Origin of the sequence: Paraburkholderia phenazinium (genome assembly GCF_900100735.1) — a bacterium.
Lineage (GTDB): Bacteria > Pseudomonadota > Gammaproteobacteria > Burkholderiales > Burkholderiaceae > Paraburkholderia > Paraburkholderia phenazinia.
The window spans coordinates 154,686-168,358 of record NZ_FNCJ01000006.1; the positions used below are offsets into that span (position 1 = coordinate 154,686).

Below are 13,673 nucleotides of genomic sequence, written 5' to 3' on the forward strand. Positions count from 1 at the left end.
TGATCGTCACTCGGGTCGTACGGTCGGCTTGAACTTGCGGGCCAGCAGCAGCCCCATGACCGGCTTGCTCGCCAGCCAAACGTAAACGAACACCAGCAGCCAGAGCGCCGGCACGCCCGTCGCGCATCCGGCCGTGAGCAGCGTCACGATCACGTAGACGACCAGCAGGCTCTTCAACCAGCCGGTGTCGGTGCGCACCGAACCGTCGGCGAAGCGTGCACCGATCACGACGGGACAGCCCCGCTGGCGCACGGTGCACAGCTCGATGTCTTCACCGATGGCATCGTCAATGTAAGTGCCCAAATAGGCGCTGTACGACAGGTTCATGATTTCCCGCTGCCCGATCTTGGTGATGGAACGGGTGGTGGCACCGCGCTGATTGGTCACCCCCTTTCCGAGGGAATGCAGGGTGCCGCGAAACGTGTTGGTGGTGCTCATAGGGTCTCCTGGTGGTCGGGTGTTGCCGGTGGTTTCTGGAGCGTGCCAGGGCACGCTTTAAGGGCTGGGGCTTGCGCCCCACGGGTGGTTACGCGGATCGCCGCTCGTCCAGCGCGTACCGCTGGATTTCCTCCGGGGTCATCGCTGCGAACGAACGTGCCAGCAGGATGCCCTTGATCGGCGCCAGGGCGAGCCAGGCGAAGAGCAGCACGCCCCATCCGGCGCCGTGCCCGATCGCGTCCAGCAGCAGCGAAAGCATGAGGTAGATCCCCAGCACGACGATGTTCCAGAGCGGTCCCTCGCGGCGGACCCGACCGTCGGCGGTGGCCACCGCCACCACGCTGCGCCCGCCCAGGATCTTCTGGATGCCCAGGGCGATGGGCTGGTTGAGGCTGCCCTCGATGTAACTGGCGAGGTACGGCGAGTAGACGATGTTCCTGAGGTCCACGTCGCCGACCTCAATCACCGCCCGACGCGTCCAGTTCTGTTTCACCCAATGCCCTTCGCCCAACAGGTTGAGCCGTCCCGTGATCCGCATGATTCCTCCTGATGTTGTCGCTGGCCGGGTGGCCAGCGGTCCACACAACCTAGCGGGTCCTGGATCGCCGTCAACCCCCAAAGGGTGGCGCTGGACGATCGGTATTGGGTCGTGCCCTGGCACGCTTTGAAGTCGGGGAGCGTGTCCCACGCCCCCATCCTGCGGCCTCGGCCGTCGGCAAAACGTTGCGCGGTTTCGGCAACTTTTTGCGCGCCGTGAACATCGGGCGCACACCCCGTCGTGCGCTTCGACCATGCGGGCGGTTCGTCCGGGCCGTGGACCGGCGCCCCACCCGATCCGGTCGCTTCACGCCGGAACGCTCGCCGGTTCCCAGCGGTCCCGGTCGCCGTAGAGCTGCGCGATCGCCGCTGCGTCGGCCGGGTCGTTCAGGTCGAAGACCCATGCCTCGTCGCCCCACACGAGGCGCAGCCAGGGATCGACGATCCACCGGCCGTCGATGACGGCGAAATCGTGCCCGCCAGCGTCCTGCCCGATCCGGCTGGTGGGGTTGTCCTCGCCCCAGAAGCCGACGACCGTCACGCGTCCGGTGCCCAGCGTGCCGGCGATGTGGTTGGCGTAGTTGGTGCAGACCGTGGCGGATCCACCGTCCGGGAACACCTGCGTCAGGTCCTGCGCCGTGTCGAGGCCCGCCTCGATCATCGCCCGACCCTCGGTGAGGGTGAAGCGCTGGCCGGCCGTGGTTTCGAACGCCAGACCGAACGATTCGTCGGTCGCGAAATGCTGCGCTGCGTAGGCGCGGAAATCATCTGCTGCCGTGGTCGGGGTGGGTTGTTCGATGGTCATGCCTGATCGTCCTGGTTGGAAGGTCTGCTGCCGTGTTTCGCCTGGCGCATTCGAAGACCTGCCGGCACCGGGACAAGGGGCTGGCCACAAGCCGCACGCCCGAAGGGTCGGGTGAGGACCAGCAGCGGGCGAGCCCTTGGCCACAACGGGGACGGTCGGTCTATGCGTCGGTGAAGGCGAAACGGGGCGGCTTTCCAGCCCGGAGGTGGACTGGCGCGCACCAGGGGAGCCCGCCCCCTTCCGGCGGGACGCGCCGTGGTGGTCTGGTCGTGAACGTGCGGTGCCGTGGCCGTCGGCAACATGTTGCGCAGTTTCGGCAACTTTTTGCGGGCCAGGCTCTTGCAAGGCGGCCGGGCACCCCAACCTCTCGCGAACGGCGTACGAGCGGGGCTCGCGCGCACGGTTGATCAACCCACCGCAGGAGACCTTGAAATGATTGACGAAAACGCTGACGCAACCCGGGCCCGCGCCGAACAAGGGCGCAAAAACGCCGAGTTCCGCGACTTCATGGATTCCATCCGGCTGGACATGAAGGATCAGGCGGACCTTGGCGGCAACAAGACCACGTACAAAGTGTCGAAGAGCTATCGCGAGTTCGTGGACGCTGCAATCGAGCGCCTGAGCGAGGAGGACTACAAGGTCACGGTCGTGGACCCGGACGCTGAGCGCCCCGTCCTGCACATCTCCTGGGATGCACCCACCTGATCGACGGTCTCGCGTCGAATCAAAAAGCGCCCACCAGGGTGAGCGCTTCGATGGTGCTGGCGGTGCTGGCCCTCAGTGGAACGTGATGCCGCCCGCCCCAGTGGCCCGACGCTTGGCGATCGCCTCGGCGATGGGGCTGTGCTTGAGGCTGAGGCGGACCTGCCGGCCAATCTCGTCGAGGTCGTCCAGGTCCTCCCACGCCTTGCCCATGGCGATCAGCGCGCGCTTTTCGATCTCGGGCAGGTCGAGCATTGCGGCCTGGTAGCGGTCGTTGATCCGCGCGCCGTCGAGCTTCGCGGCCCGGTGAAACGCGTTGATGCCCGGCTCCTTGACCTCGTGCTGGAACGCGCACAGGGCGCTGATCTCCAGGAGCGAAAAGGTCTCGCCCACGGGGGCGTTCATGGCCAGGCCCCGTTCCTCGCGCTCGCCCAGCACCACCATGATCTGGACCAAGGTCCACAGGTCGGCGGCGGTCGTGTCGTCGCGCACCTGTTGCTCGTCCGCGGGGCCTTTGGCGCCGACGATGACGAAGCGCTCCTCCATCGGCACGCCGACCATCAGCAAACAGCCCAGCGGGATCGGCTCGGAGCACGCCACCATCAGGCGGGTGACGTCGTAGGCGTCGAACTTGGCGCTCAGGACGTCGGCCACGATCCGCTCGCGCTGGGGTTCTGCGTTTTGGTGGTCACCGGCGGAACGGTGGGCATTGGGTTGCTGCATGGTGGTACCTCCTGGATGGAAAGGGGTTGATGGGCATGAAAAAGCCTTCCCGGTGGTCGCCGTGGAAGGCTCGATGAACGATGGACGTCGGGCGGTTACTTCGGCCAGACGCTGTGCTTGCACTCCGGGTAGTTGGTGCAGCCCTTGAACGTCTGGCCCGCCTTCGGGCCGTTCTTCACGGTGCGCGGCACCAGGTGGCCCTTCTTGCACTTCGGGCACTTTTCTGCGCCCGCCGGCACCGGCCGTGGGGTGGGTTTGCCGTTCGCGCCGGTGTACGGCTTGCGTGCGGGCATGGCCTCGGGCGGGATGGTCGGCAGCGTGGACGCCTGAGCTGCGCGCACCAGCTCGACGATGGTCTCCTCCTGCGCCTTCATGAAGGCGTCCAGCGGGACCCGTTTGGTGGCGATGCCGTCGAGCAGCGCTTCCCAGCGGGCGGTCATGCCCGGGTCGATGAGTTTCTTCGGCAGCGCGTCCACCAGGATCCGCCCGATCACCGTGGAGACGAGCTGCTTGCCCTTGGCCTCCACGAAGCTGCGCTTGAGGATCGTCTCGATGATCGCCGCGCGCGTCGCCGACCGGCCGATGCCGTCCAGGGCTTTGAGCTTCTTGCGCTCCTCGGGGTCGCTGACCGTGCGGTAGACGTGTTTCATCGCGGTCAGCAGCGAGCCTTCGGTGTAGCGCGGCGGGGGCGTCGTGCGTTTGGCCGCGACGTTCACCGCCTTGCAATCGACCCAGGATTGCTCGGCGAGCACCGGCAGGAGCGGCGTGCTGCCCTTGGGGGCCTTGCCGGCGTCCGCGGCCGGGGCCTCGCCCTGAAACACGGCCCGCCAGCCCGGGTCCTTCACGACCCGCCCGTTGGCGGCGAAGCGCTCGTCGGCGATGGTGATCTCGATCTTGGACTTGTCCACCAGGCAGTTCGGGTAGAACTGCGCCACGTACTGCCTGGCCACCATCTCGTAGGTGTGCTTCTGCACCGCGGTGAGGCTGTTCCAGTCCGGCGCCTGGACGGTCGGGATCAGCGCGTGGTGCTCCCCGACCTGCTTGTCGTTCCAGGCCCGGCTGCGGATCGTCACGTTGGCGTTGGCCACCAGCGTGGCCAGGTGCGGAGCCCCCTGCGCGATCGCGTCCAGCACGACCGGCGCTTCACCGTGCTGCGATTCCGGCAGGTAGGCGCAGTCCGAGCGCGGGTAGGTCACGTGGCCCGCGAGGTACAGCTCCTGGAAGGTGTCCAGGACCTGCTTGGCCGAATAGCCGTACCTGGCGTTCAGGGCCGTCTGCAGGCCGGTCAGCTCGAAGGGCATCGGGGCGCGTTCCTCCACCGGCTTGTTCAGGTAACGCGTGACCACGCCCTGGCCGGCCTGCTGGACCTTGGCCGCGAGCTGGTCCGCCTTCGCCTTGTCGATGATGCGGTTCTGCGCGTCGAGCCAGGCCGGACGGGTGCCGCCCGCGGTGCCGGCGGCGCCCTGCAGCTCGTCCGCGTCGGCGCACTCCTCGTCCTCCTCCGCTTCGCCGTTGGCGTCCAGCTCGGCCTGCTTCTCGGCGCTTTCCAGGGACAGGCCCGGGGGGAGCCAGCGCGACCAGAACGGCAACGCCGGTTGCGCCGGGTCGGCGAACTGCGCCTCGATGGTCCAGAAGTCCTTGGGGACGAACGCGTCGATCTCGCGATCGCGCTTCACCACGATCGCCAGGGTGGGCGACTGCACGCGGCCGACGGAGAGCACGCCCGGGTAGTTCTGCTTTTTCGCGAGGATGGTGTAGGCCCGCGACATGTTCATGCCCACCAGCCAGTCCGCGCGCTGACGGCCCAGGCCGGCTTCGTAGAGCGGGAAATACTGGGTGTTGTCCTCGAGGTTCGCGATGGCCTTCTTCACGGTCACCGGGTCCATCGCGCTCATGTGAATCCGCGCGACCGGCTTGGTGTTGCCGAAATGGAGAAGCACCTCATCCACCAGGAGCTGGCCTTCCCGGTCGGCGTCCCCGCCGTTGACCACGGACGTGCACTTTTTCAGCAGGGCCTTGATGACGGCCACCTGGTCCTTCTTGTCCTCGGTGATCTTGAGCTTCCAGTCCTTGGGGATGATCGGCAGGTCCTCGAACGCCCAGGGAAACTTGCCCCAGCGTTCGTCGTAGTCGCCCGGCTGCACCTGTTCCAGGACGTGGCCGGCGAGCCAGGACACGTAGCCGTCGCCCGTTTCCACGTAGCCGTTCTGGCGCTTGTGCGGCTTGGGCAGGTGCGGCAGCACGGCCTGGGCCATGGACGGTTTTTCGAAAATCCAAAGACGCATCTGCTCCTCCCGTTGTGGTCGTGCCGAGCTGTGCTATGGCACGGGAGCAGTACGTACTAGCAGGTCGAAAGGGCCTGTCAAATCGGGCGTGGCGCAGGGCGGTGGGGATCGAGCGATGCAGCGCCCGGGTCGGTGACCTGGCCCTGGCCGGCTGACTTTTTTGTAACAGTTTGGGAAAACGGTGAGGTTATGGGCGGTTTTTCACTATATGTATGGCCACCTCGCGATCGTGCGGGCGTGGCGCCCGTCCAATCGCCCAGGAGGCACCATGACGACCACCCCGTTTGACCATCCCGACACACCGGCCGCGATCGCTCGCGCGCTGCTCGCCTGGCTGCTCACGCAGCTCGACCACCGGGACGGCACCCTGCGCACGCTCTGCGCCGCCGATCCGCACCACGCCGCGCTGTGGGCCGCGCTGCCCCATGGGTGGCGGAGGAAAACCGGGCGGGCGTTCAACCGCCTGGTGCGCGAGCGCCGGCGTGGCCCCGGTGAGCCGCTGGTGTGGTGCTACAACCTGCCCGCCGACCGTCCGCACGTCCACGCGCGGTACGAGGTGTTGCCCGCGAGGCGGTAGCGCCTGGGATGGCAGGATCTGACCGCGACGCTGAGGTGTGGCCCTGCGGGAACGTCAAAGGCCTGGGCCTCCGGCCAGCACTCCCCTTCGGCCGGATCCTGCGGAGAGGGTTCTGCTTCGATCGTGGGCCCGCCTCGTGCCGCCAGGCCACCGGGTGGTGTTGAGTGCCCTCGCCTCCGGCGGGGGTTGGTTGTTCGCTGTTCCGGGGTTGGGGTTCGCCGGAGGCGCTGAGCAACGCTCCAGGTTTTTTCAACCGGTGGGTTCGGGTGAACCGCCTCCAGGCGGGTTCACCCAGGAACCCCCTCACCGATTTTTTCTCGCTTGTACTACAGTACCTTTCAAGGGGGGACGCGCCCCCCGGAGGGGGCGCCCCCCTTAAAAGGGTTTCTTAAGCTGTACCTTAGAAAGACGTACCTTAAGGAGCGCCGCAAACCCAATACCAGCAAGGCTTTGCGGGGAGCCGTGGCTGCGTTTTTTACAGTCCCCTGGATGCGTTTTTTACAGTGGGGCGCTGCGTTTTTTACAGTGACCCGGATGCGTTTTTTACAGTCACCGCTGCGTTTTTAACGGTGCCCTGGCACCCTGCCCGCCCCATGAAAAACGGCCCCGAAGGGCCGTGCGGATCAGAGGGCAACCTTTGATCGCTGTCGCGCTGCCGTTTTCTCGGCCGCCGACCGGGTGTCCCCCTCCTCCGGCTTCGGGTTGGGTTTGCGATCGGTGGGCGCCACGTCGATCGCGCGCCCCGGCTCTTCGTACGGCTTCAGGCGGGACTGGCTGGCTTTGGTGACGTGCAGCATGCCGTCCTTGATCGCCGTGCTGGGGGCGAACAGGCCGCATGCCACCAGCTCGCCGATGGCCCTGATCATCTTGGCCCGGAAGTTCTTCGGAAGCATGTGGTCCGAGCCGCTCAACGTCCGCAGCTTTTCAAGCGACATTGGAATCGGATCGGAGTGGGTGGAGTAGTAATCGTGGCACCACTTCGCCAGCGCTGAATCCAGGCCCGCCTTGCGTCGAAGGTCCAGCAGGGTCATGTCGCTTTCGAACAGCGGCATGATGGCTTCATCGAAAGCGATGAAATACCGGCGATCCCGACCCACGCCGATTTCGTCGAACCGTTTGAGCAAGTTTCCGCGGCACACGATCCGGGCGTTGGCGAACCGCTGATCCTGGTCCACCTGAATGCCGTCCTTTCGGGGCATCCGTTTGACACGCAGCTTGCCGGAATGGAGGCGCTCCAGGGACGCGGTGATGATCCGGTTGGTCGCCCCGCTGTCGGTCTGCCGGCCGAGCATCTTGCACAGATCGTTGAGCTTGATCATCACCCGGTCGCCCATCCGGGCCCCGGCGTTCCGGCATGTGATCACGCAGGCCTGCCAGACCTCGCTGTCCGTCTGGTTCAGGCGGGGGCCGATGTAGTCGATCAGGTACGGATCCTGGGCCATCACGGTCCGGATGATGAAGTCCCCGAGCACGCGCTCCTTGCCGACAACGCCCGGACTGTCCAGATCGTCGCTCTCCCGCTTGACCAGGCACCCGAAGAGAGCGCTACGGGCGATGGCGTTGGGGGTCATCCGCTCGTCGTTCGGCCACGGCCGGGTGGTGCTGACCTGACTGTCGTTGACCACGACACCGCTGGTGACGATCGGCGCGACCGTCAGCACGTTCTCGCGCGAGGCACCTTTGGTTTTCGTCGCACCGCTGGGCCCGCGCAACGGCACCACCACGGCCGGTTCAGGATTCGCCGTCCTGGTCAGCACGTTCGAACGATGGGGAAAGACGGGGCGGCTCATGCTGCACCCCGCACCGTCACGGCCTTCGTCGCCCGCCCTTCGAGCCAGGCGTCGCCCAGGGCGTCCCACAACCCGGGGATTCCGTTCATGTTCGCGATCCCAGCGGTCAGCAAGGCGCGCATCACGGCGGCACGCTCCCGACCAAGGGTGACACTCACAGCCCGGAGTGCCTCGTACGCCTCGTCGAGCATCGAGCCGCGCGCGTTCACCCGGTCGATCAGCTTGACCCGGGCGGGTTCGGCGTCGAGCACGGCTTGCCAGGCGCCGCTCAGGGCGGGCGCGGCCAGGACCTGTTCGGCCAGCACGCCGTTGAAGCGGCTGGGGGCCAACTGGTAGTAGGTGGCCAGCTCGTCGAGGCGAGCAGCCATGGCTCCCGTCACGGACGTCTGCACGAACATGCGGGGTGGGCTCATGATGCAGGACATGCGAGACCTCGTGGTGATCTACGCGCCAGGCTGCGGCGCTGCACAACCAGGCTCTCGTACATCCGGGTCCACGTAAAATACGAACGTAATAAAACCGGGGGCAAGCGCGATGATATTTCGCTATAGGCGAGAGGCATCTATAGCCGTGCCTTGGCACGCCGTCGATCAGCGGCGCGAGCGGATCTTGTAGGCCGCGTGCCTGTTGAGATACCACCGGGTGAGCCAGAACGACCACAAGGTGGCGAACGGAAGGTCTTCGCCCCGTTGTCGGGCGATGTCCTTCGCCCAGGTCGCCATGGGACGAGTCGGACGGCGCAGCACGACGATGGCCACGAACAGGGCGAGAACGGCAACGATAGGGGTGGGCAGCACGGTTGAACTCCTGGGTTGGCGCAACGGCGCCACCTTTAGCAGGTCCTGCGCGTCCGTCAACATCCGACGGGGTTCACCGCACGTTCCTGACCCGTGCCCCGATGCCCATCATCAGCCCGGCCACGCGCACCAGCACGGGCCTGCCCTCGCTCGGGAGCGCGACGCCGGAGCCGCTGGCGCCCAGCACCGCGTCCAGGCGACGGTTGACCACGCCGGCGACGCCGTAGCAGCCGTTCGAGATCGCGGAAACGCCCGGAACGGTCGACTCCGGGATCCGGTCGCAGACCATGGTCATGCCCTGGCTGAACGCTGCCAGGGAGGTCGGCAGGGAGATCTCGCCGCCCAGGACCGCGGAGGTCGTGGCGATGGTGGACAGCAGGATCAGGGGTTTGATGACGCGCATCGTGGGGTCTCCTCGGGGTGGTGCCGGTGCGTCCGGCTTCTGCAACGACCTTAGCAGTCGTTGGGGTGGTGTCAAACGGTGGGGCCGTGCGTTGGCACGGGTTGCCCCGGGGTGTGGCACGGTGACCACATCCGGTCGTCCGGAGGTCAAGCGGCGCTCACGTGGTCGCCGTACAATCGTGGCCCATGCCCCGCGCAGCCCCGTCGAAGGACCCTCGAATGAGCACCACCCCAGCCACCATCGCGACGTTTCCGGACCTGTTCACCCCGGCCGAGAGCAAGGCCCTCGCCGACGCCCCGCTCCAGCCCAGCGGCACGCGCCACCCCACCTGGTTCCCGCTGCACAGCCATGAGCCGCGGGTGATCGACATGCTGGTTCGCGAAGCGGTCCCACGGATCGCCCTGGAGGCCGGCGGCGAGGTGTGGCTGCGCGACCTGGCGCCCCGCCTGAGCGATTTCGCCGACGACCGCAACGCCTCGTCCTCGCTCGCGGAGATCCGCGCCTACGGCGGGCTGCTCGAAGCGGGGTTCAACGTCGCGCCGATTCCCCGGACGTCCAGCGCAACGCCGGACTTCACGGTGGACGTCGGCGACGGCCCGGTGACCGTCGAGGTGTTCTCCAAGCACCAGGACGAAGTGCAGGACGCGCTCATGGCCGCGGTGGCCTCGCCGGACGGTGAGCATGAGCTGGGCATCGAGCGCTCCTCCGCCACCCATGGCAACCGGCGCGTGAGCACGGCCATAACGGTGCTGACGCCCGGTGGCCATCCGGACCCGGACAGCAAATGGGACAGCGTGCAGGCCAACCTGATCAGCAAAGTGTGCAGCATGAAGCGCGACGAGACCCAGGTGGACCCGGAGCGTCCGTGCGTGCTGATCGCCGACTTCTGCCATTTTGGCGGCCCGAATGTAGCCGCGCTGCTAGAGCCACGCCAGACCGCCCCGTTGATCAGTGGCCATCACGGCCTGTGCAGCGGCGCCATGTGGTACGGCGTTTACGGTTGGCGTGATGCACGTATTTTCGAAGAACTTCTGCCGGACCCACTCCGCATGGGGCACGACGGGCGGTTCCGGCTCGCCGGAAAAAAGAAGAGCCGCCTGTCGGCGATCCTGTTCATCTTCCACGGTGCCGCCGTGCTGCTTGAGAACCCTTGGGCCGACAAGCCGTTGACACCGCTCACGCGCCTGGCGTTCGGCCGCTATCCGTGGTTCGACCTGGTGCATTCGGTGGCGGACTGGCACCCGGGCGATGCCCTGGCGCTGGTCGCGTTGCAGCGACGGATGGTCGAGGCGTTCGACGTCTGAGCGGTTCCGTTGGGAAGACCCCGGCTTGCCACCGTGGCGGCCGGGTGAGCGCCCATAAAAAAAGCGGCCCACGTGGGGCCGCCAAACACTACACGCGCGCCTTCCGAGGGCCTGCTGCTGCGCGCGATCCTTTGATTCTAACGTGCTGGGCACGGCCTCCTTCAGGGCAGAAATGCGCTCAACATGGCCCCGAGGTTGGATTCCAGGTTCACCCCACCGTCCGAGGTCAGCAGGAGCAGCGGTGCACCGGCGTAGGTGAAACCGGCGGCGTTGAAGGTCTGATCGAACGCGGTGCTCAGCGACGGGCTCACCGTGCCGTTCGGGGACGCGCAGGTGTTGAACTGACCTGCCGGCAGGCCGACCGTGGTGTACGCCGGTTCGGTCACCCCGGTCGGGATCGCCTGCGCGCAGGCGGCCATCGCCTTGGTCTTGAAGGCGTCCACCAGGCTGCGCATCGAGGTCAAGGGAAAGCCCAGTCCTCCCGTGGCCGTGCTGCCGGTCATGAGCGAGATCGTCGCCTCGTACGCGGGGTAGACGTTGCCGTTGGTGTTCAGGTTGGCGTCGCTGATCAGGTCGTTGCTGCTGACGTCGCTCAGGATGGTCGCCTTGGACGGCATCGGAAGCTGGCTCAGGGTGGTGGCCATGCCCTCCTGGAACCAGGTGGGCAAGGCGGTGAAGGGTTCGGTCTCCGCGAAGAGCAGCGCATGTACGGCCTCGTGCCGTGACAGGTCATAAAAGCTGTTCCCGACCGGCAGCTTGTAATCCGTGGCGTCCCAGTTCGGGCTGTCCGCCGAGACCAGTTGCATCACCGGTCCAACGCTGCTTCCGGTCTGCCCCACCACGGACGTGCCGGTTTCGCTGTCGGACGCGCCCAGGGTTGGGTCCACGCAGAGCTGGAGCCGGTTGCCCGACCCGTCGAAGCCCGTGCCGTTGACCGGCCAGTTCAGGGCCGTGCGGTCCTGCGCGATCGCCTGCTCCATCAGGTCGGCCTCAAGCTGCTGCGCTTTCAAGGAAGCCCCCGCCGAGAACACCAGCAGGTCCGGCAGGACGATCACGGTGCTGCTGACCTTCGCGGGATCGCCGCAGTTCGATTGAATCGCCGACGTCCCGACGTTGAACGCTGGTCCGGTGTACGAGGTCTGCGTCGCGGCCGTGATGGACGCCGGAACGGTGTAGGCCGCCAGGAGGGCTGCGCCCCCACTGGTGGTGCTGGTGGTCGTGCCGCTGCCGGTCCCGCTGCTGGTGCCCGACGGTGCGCCGGAGGACCCGCCTCCGCCCCCACCGCATGCGGCCAGGGCCAGGGTCAGGACGGTGAGGCTGAGCGCGGTGAGCGCGCGATGGGTCGTGCGTGTGCGTTTCATGATGGGGTGGTCCCTCGTGCTGTTGGTCTTGTCGTGGTCGTGCGCGGCTTACTGGACGCGCCAGCCGTCGCTCGTCTTTTGCAGCACCGCTTCGTCGGCGGCCGGGGCGGTCATGCCCGCGAGCCGGGGATACTTGTCGCGCTCGACCCAGCCCGGCAGGTCGTCGTATTGCCATGTGTATTTCACGTCGGTCACGTTCTCGTCGCCCTTGCCGGGGATCGTGAACTCGTTCACGTCCTTGACGTGCCGTGTGCCGACGCAGAAGCCCTTCTGCGGGTCCCAAGCGTTGGCGGACTTGCCCTTGTCCGTCAGATCGACGGTCATGACCATCATCGGTATGCCGTTCTGGTTGAACGGGCCGGTGGTGACGGTGGCGATGCCGGAGCGGTTGATCCCGTCGATCACGCCGAGCTGCTCCTGGGTCATGCCGTTCATCGGGACGCGAAGCGGCCAGCTCACGTTGGCGTTGTTGTCCACGGCCCAGCAGGCCTGGACGGGATGCGCCTTGTCCTGGGCCTCGAGCCCGTCCTTGAGGTCGCCCTTGGACGGTCCGCCGTTGCCGCAAGCGGCGAGCAGGACGGTGAGCGACAGGGCCATGCCCGCCGCGATGGTTTTGGTGCGTGTTTGCATGGGAGTTTTCCCCGGTTTCTGCTGTTGTCGTGTGAACTGCGCCAGCGAAAGGCCCGGGGCAGTACCGGGCGACGATGGGTGCCGCCCTGGCCGGAGTTTACGAACAAAGGCAGCGGAACACAACCGTTTGAATCATTCGATGATCCAGAATGCACATGGTCGGATCCTCGTTTGATGCGTTTCGCATCAATGATCTAGGGGTGCGGTGGCACCCTCAAGGTTCTTCCTAACCCGTGCCAACGCACGGATTAACTACAGGTCACGCCGGGCTGAGGCGTCGCGCGGACGCTTGCCCGTAGAAGCCTTCCGCCTGCAGGACTGTTCCCGCCAGGTTCGCGAGCACCGTTGCGTTTGGGCCACTGGGGAAGTCGCACCGCCAGGCGCCCAGGAGGGAGAACGCCACCGGTTCGCTGGGTCGTTCGTAGTCGGCCATCAGGTGGGTGCCCAGGCGTGGGCCGATGAAGGTCCGGCCGGTGACCTCGATCCGGTCGAAGACGTACGGGAGGAGGCAGCGCTGGTAGTCGGTGGCGATGTCGGCGTGGATCATGAGAAAGCTCCTGGGCGTGGATGGGTCCTTCGTGGGCGAGGCCGTGCCCCGCCCGTCGGGTTCAGCGTTGATCCGTGGTGCTGGTGGGTTTGACCGTGGCCTGGGCGGCCTGGGCCTTCACGTACGCCGTGATCGCCCGCTTGGCCCCGAGCAACGTCTTGCGCGGCACGAGGTCGAACCCGCCGTCCGGGTGGCTGAGCTGGACCTTGATCTCCTCCTTGCTGCTGCGATCGGCGATGCTGATGTGGATGGTGTGACCGCGGTATCCAAAGCTGTGAAACATGGTGTTCTCCTGTGTTGAAAGCGAACCGGCTCCTGGTGGCGGCCCGCCGTTGATCTGGCTTGTGGTTCGGTTGAGCCGCTGCGCTTTGGGTTGCTGCGCACCGTTTTCCTCATGTCCGACCCGGGCCTGATGGGGCGACGAACGCACGGGTGATCCAGGGTTGAAGCGGGACGGTGGTGCGGGCCGGAGCGACGCGACCACCCGGCGTCACGCGCCTGGAACAGCAGGACGGTTGGTGCCAAGGTCCCGGTGTTGGTCGGCATGGAAGCGGTGCGCGGAACGGGCGGCGATGCCGAACGCCTCGCGGCGAGCGGGTGGCAGGGGGTGCCTTGGGGGGGGTAGAGCTGGATCCGTGCGTTGGCACGGATGGAGGTGCTGATGGGATGGGTGCCCAAGGTGAGGCTTTACGGGAACCTGCGGGCCACCCAAACGGGCTCACGCCCGCACGCCCCTCCGGGCCATGGCCGCGGGCGGAGGGATCTTGTCCTGAG

The 13,673-nt window shown here is 66.6% G+C and carries 16 protein-coding genes; 3 read left to right on the forward strand and 13 right to left on the reverse strand.

Going from position 1 to position 13,673, the window contains the following annotated elements; translation table 11 throughout:
* Window positions 1-6: 6 nt before the first annotated feature.
* From BLQ92_RS15765 to BLQ92_RS15775, 3 genes are all read right to left on the reverse strand, one after another.
* Entirely contained in the window at window positions 7-438 is a 432-nt protein-coding gene (locus BLQ92_RS15765; protein ID WP_090685467.1) for a hypothetical protein, read from the reverse strand.
* Window positions 439-526: 88 nt separating this feature from the next.
* Complete coding sequence (locus tag BLQ92_RS15770; RefSeq protein ID WP_090685468.1) at window positions 527-976, reverse strand: hypothetical protein; 450 nt, start codon at window positions 974-976, stop codon at window positions 527-529.
* Between the two features lie 306 nt (window positions 977-1,282).
* Window positions 1,283-1,780 (reverse strand): hypothetical protein, encoded by a 498-nt coding sequence (locus tag BLQ92_RS15775; protein WP_090685469.1) that lies wholly within the window; start codon window positions 1,778-1,780, stop codon window positions 1,283-1,285.
* 432 nt (window positions 1,781-2,212) lie between these two features.
* Between BLQ92_RS15775 and BLQ92_RS15780 the strand changes: the two genes are divergently transcribed.
* Window positions 2,213-2,485: a hypothetical protein gene (locus BLQ92_RS15780; RefSeq protein ID WP_090685470.1), complete on the forward strand. Its 273-nt coding sequence runs from the start codon at window positions 2,213-2,215 to the stop codon at window positions 2,483-2,485.
* A 72-nt stretch (window positions 2,486-2,557) separates the two neighbouring features.
* On the opposite strand, the gene BLQ92_RS15785 is transcribed toward BLQ92_RS15780, so the two are convergent.
* A complete protein-coding gene (locus tag BLQ92_RS15785) occupies window positions 2,558-3,205 on the reverse strand; it encodes a hypothetical protein (RefSeq protein ID WP_090685471.1) in 648 nt (215 codons plus the stop codon).
* 95 nt (window positions 3,206-3,300) lie between these two features.
* A complete protein-coding gene (locus BLQ92_RS15790; protein ID WP_090685472.1) occupies window positions 3,301-5,490 on the reverse strand; it encodes a DNA topoisomerase 3 in 2,190 nt (729 codons plus the stop codon).
* Window positions 5,491-5,758: 268 nt separating this feature from the next.
* Between BLQ92_RS15790 and BLQ92_RS15795 the strand changes: the two genes are divergently transcribed.
* Entirely contained in the window at window positions 5,759-6,067 is a 309-nt protein-coding gene (locus tag BLQ92_RS15795; protein WP_090685473.1) for a hypothetical protein, read from the forward strand.
* 623 nt (window positions 6,068-6,690) lie between these two features.
* On the opposite strand, the gene trfA is transcribed toward BLQ92_RS15795, so the two are convergent.
* The 4 genes from trfA to BLQ92_RS15815 all read right to left on the reverse strand — a co-directional run bounded on the left by trfA (window position 6,691) and on the right by BLQ92_RS15815 (window position 9,057).
* Window positions 6,691-7,857, reverse strand: coding sequence for a plasmid replication initiator TrfA (trfA, locus tag BLQ92_RS15800; protein ID WP_090685474.1), 1,167 nt, complete (start codon window positions 7,855-7,857; stop codon window positions 6,691-6,693).
* Window positions 7,854-8,282 (reverse strand): hypothetical protein, encoded by a 429-nt coding sequence (locus tag BLQ92_RS15805; RefSeq protein WP_143016594.1) that lies wholly within the window; start codon window positions 8,280-8,282, stop codon window positions 7,854-7,856. The genes trfA and BLQ92_RS15805 overlap by 4 nt, the downstream gene beginning before the upstream one ends.
* Before the next feature lie 165 nt (window positions 8,283-8,447).
* Complete coding sequence (locus tag BLQ92_RS15810) at window positions 8,448-8,654, reverse strand: hypothetical protein (RefSeq protein ID WP_143016595.1); 207 nt, start codon at window positions 8,652-8,654, stop codon at window positions 8,448-8,450.
* A gap of 73 nt (window positions 8,655-8,727) precedes the next feature.
* Window positions 8,728-9,057, reverse strand: a complete 330-nt coding sequence (locus BLQ92_RS15815) for a hypothetical protein (protein ID WP_090685477.1) — start codon at window positions 9,055-9,057, stop codon at window positions 8,728-8,730.
* Window positions 9,058-9,275: 218 nt separating this feature from the next.
* Between BLQ92_RS15815 and BLQ92_RS15820 the strand changes: the two genes are divergently transcribed.
* Window positions 9,276-10,361: a hypothetical protein gene (locus tag BLQ92_RS15820; protein WP_090685478.1), complete on the forward strand. Its 1,086-nt coding sequence runs from the start codon at window positions 9,276-9,278 to the stop codon at window positions 10,359-10,361.
* A gap of 161 nt (window positions 10,362-10,522) precedes the next feature.
* Here the strand turns inward: BLQ92_RS15820 and BLQ92_RS15825 are convergent, their stop codons facing one another.
* From BLQ92_RS15825 to BLQ92_RS15840, 4 genes are all read right to left on the reverse strand, one after another.
* The gene (locus BLQ92_RS15825) at window positions 10,523-11,722 is read right to left on the reverse strand and encodes a hypothetical protein (RefSeq protein WP_090685479.1); all 1,200 of its coding nucleotides are present in this window, start codon (window positions 11,720-11,722) and stop codon (window positions 10,523-10,525) included.
* A 48-nt stretch (window positions 11,723-11,770) separates the two neighbouring features.
* On the reverse strand, window positions 11,771-12,352 hold the full coding sequence (locus BLQ92_RS15830; RefSeq protein WP_090685480.1) for a hypothetical protein: 582 nt from the start codon (window positions 12,350-12,352) through the stop codon (window positions 11,771-11,773).
* 259 nt (window positions 12,353-12,611) lie between these two features.
* Window positions 12,612-12,899, reverse strand: a complete 288-nt coding sequence (locus tag BLQ92_RS15835) for a hypothetical protein (protein ID WP_090685481.1) — start codon at window positions 12,897-12,899, stop codon at window positions 12,612-12,614.
* A 61-nt stretch (window positions 12,900-12,960) separates the two neighbouring features.
* Window positions 12,961-13,182, reverse strand: a complete 222-nt coding sequence (locus tag BLQ92_RS15840) for a hypothetical protein (RefSeq protein WP_090685482.1) — start codon at window positions 13,180-13,182, stop codon at window positions 12,961-12,963.
* Window positions 13,183-13,673 lie beyond the last annotated feature (491 nt).

Bases quoted from the DNA above. Each gene is read 5' to 3' on its own strand.
- BLQ92_RS15765 (WP_090685467.1), bottom strand. From the start codon at position 438: ATGAGCACCACCAACACGTTTCGCGGCACCCTGCATTCCCTCGGAAAG.
- BLQ92_RS15770 (WP_090685468.1), bottom strand. From the start codon at position 976: ATGCGGATCACGGGACGGCTCAACCTGTTGGGCGAAGGGCATTGGGTG.
- BLQ92_RS15775 (WP_090685469.1), bottom strand. From the start codon at position 1,780: ATGACCATCGAACAACCCACCCCGACCACGGCAGCAGATGATTTCCGC.
- BLQ92_RS15780 (WP_090685470.1), top strand. From the start codon at position 2,213: ATGATTGACGAAAACGCTGACGCAACCCGGGCCCGCGCCGAACAAGGG.
- BLQ92_RS15785 (WP_090685471.1), bottom strand. From the start codon at position 3,205: ATGCAGCAACCCAATGCCCACCGTTCCGCCGGTGACCACCAAAACGCA.
- BLQ92_RS15790 (WP_090685472.1), bottom strand. From the start codon at position 5,490: ATGCGTCTTTGGATTTTCGAAAAACCGTCCATGGCCCAGGCCGTGCTG.
- BLQ92_RS15795 (WP_090685473.1), top strand. From the start codon at position 5,759: ATGACGACCACCCCGTTTGACCATCCCGACACACCGGCCGCGATCGCT.
- trfA (WP_090685474.1), bottom strand. From the start codon at position 7,857: ATGAGCCGCCCCGTCTTTCCCCATCGTTCGAACGTGCTGACCAGGACG.
- BLQ92_RS15805 (WP_143016594.1), bottom strand. From the start codon at position 8,282: ATGTCCTGCATCATGAGCCCACCCCGCATGTTCGTGCAGACGTCCGTG.
- BLQ92_RS15815 (WP_090685477.1), bottom strand. From the start codon at position 9,057: ATGCGCGTCATCAAACCCCTGATCCTGCTGTCCACCATCGCCACGACC.
- BLQ92_RS15820 (WP_090685478.1), top strand. From the start codon at position 9,276: ATGAGCACCACCCCAGCCACCATCGCGACGTTTCCGGACCTGTTCACC.
- BLQ92_RS15825 (WP_090685479.1), bottom strand. From the start codon at position 11,722: ATGAAACGCACACGCACGACCCATCGCGCGCTCACCGCGCTCAGCCTC.
- BLQ92_RS15830 (WP_090685480.1), bottom strand. From the start codon at position 12,352: ATGCAAACACGCACCAAAACCATCGCGGCGGGCATGGCCCTGTCGCTC.
- BLQ92_RS15835 (WP_090685481.1), bottom strand. From the start codon at position 12,899: ATGATCCACGCCGACATCGCCACCGACTACCAGCGCTGCCTCCTCCCG.
- BLQ92_RS15840 (WP_090685482.1), bottom strand. From the start codon at position 13,182: ATGTTTCACAGCTTTGGATACCGCGGTCACACCATCCACATCAGCATC.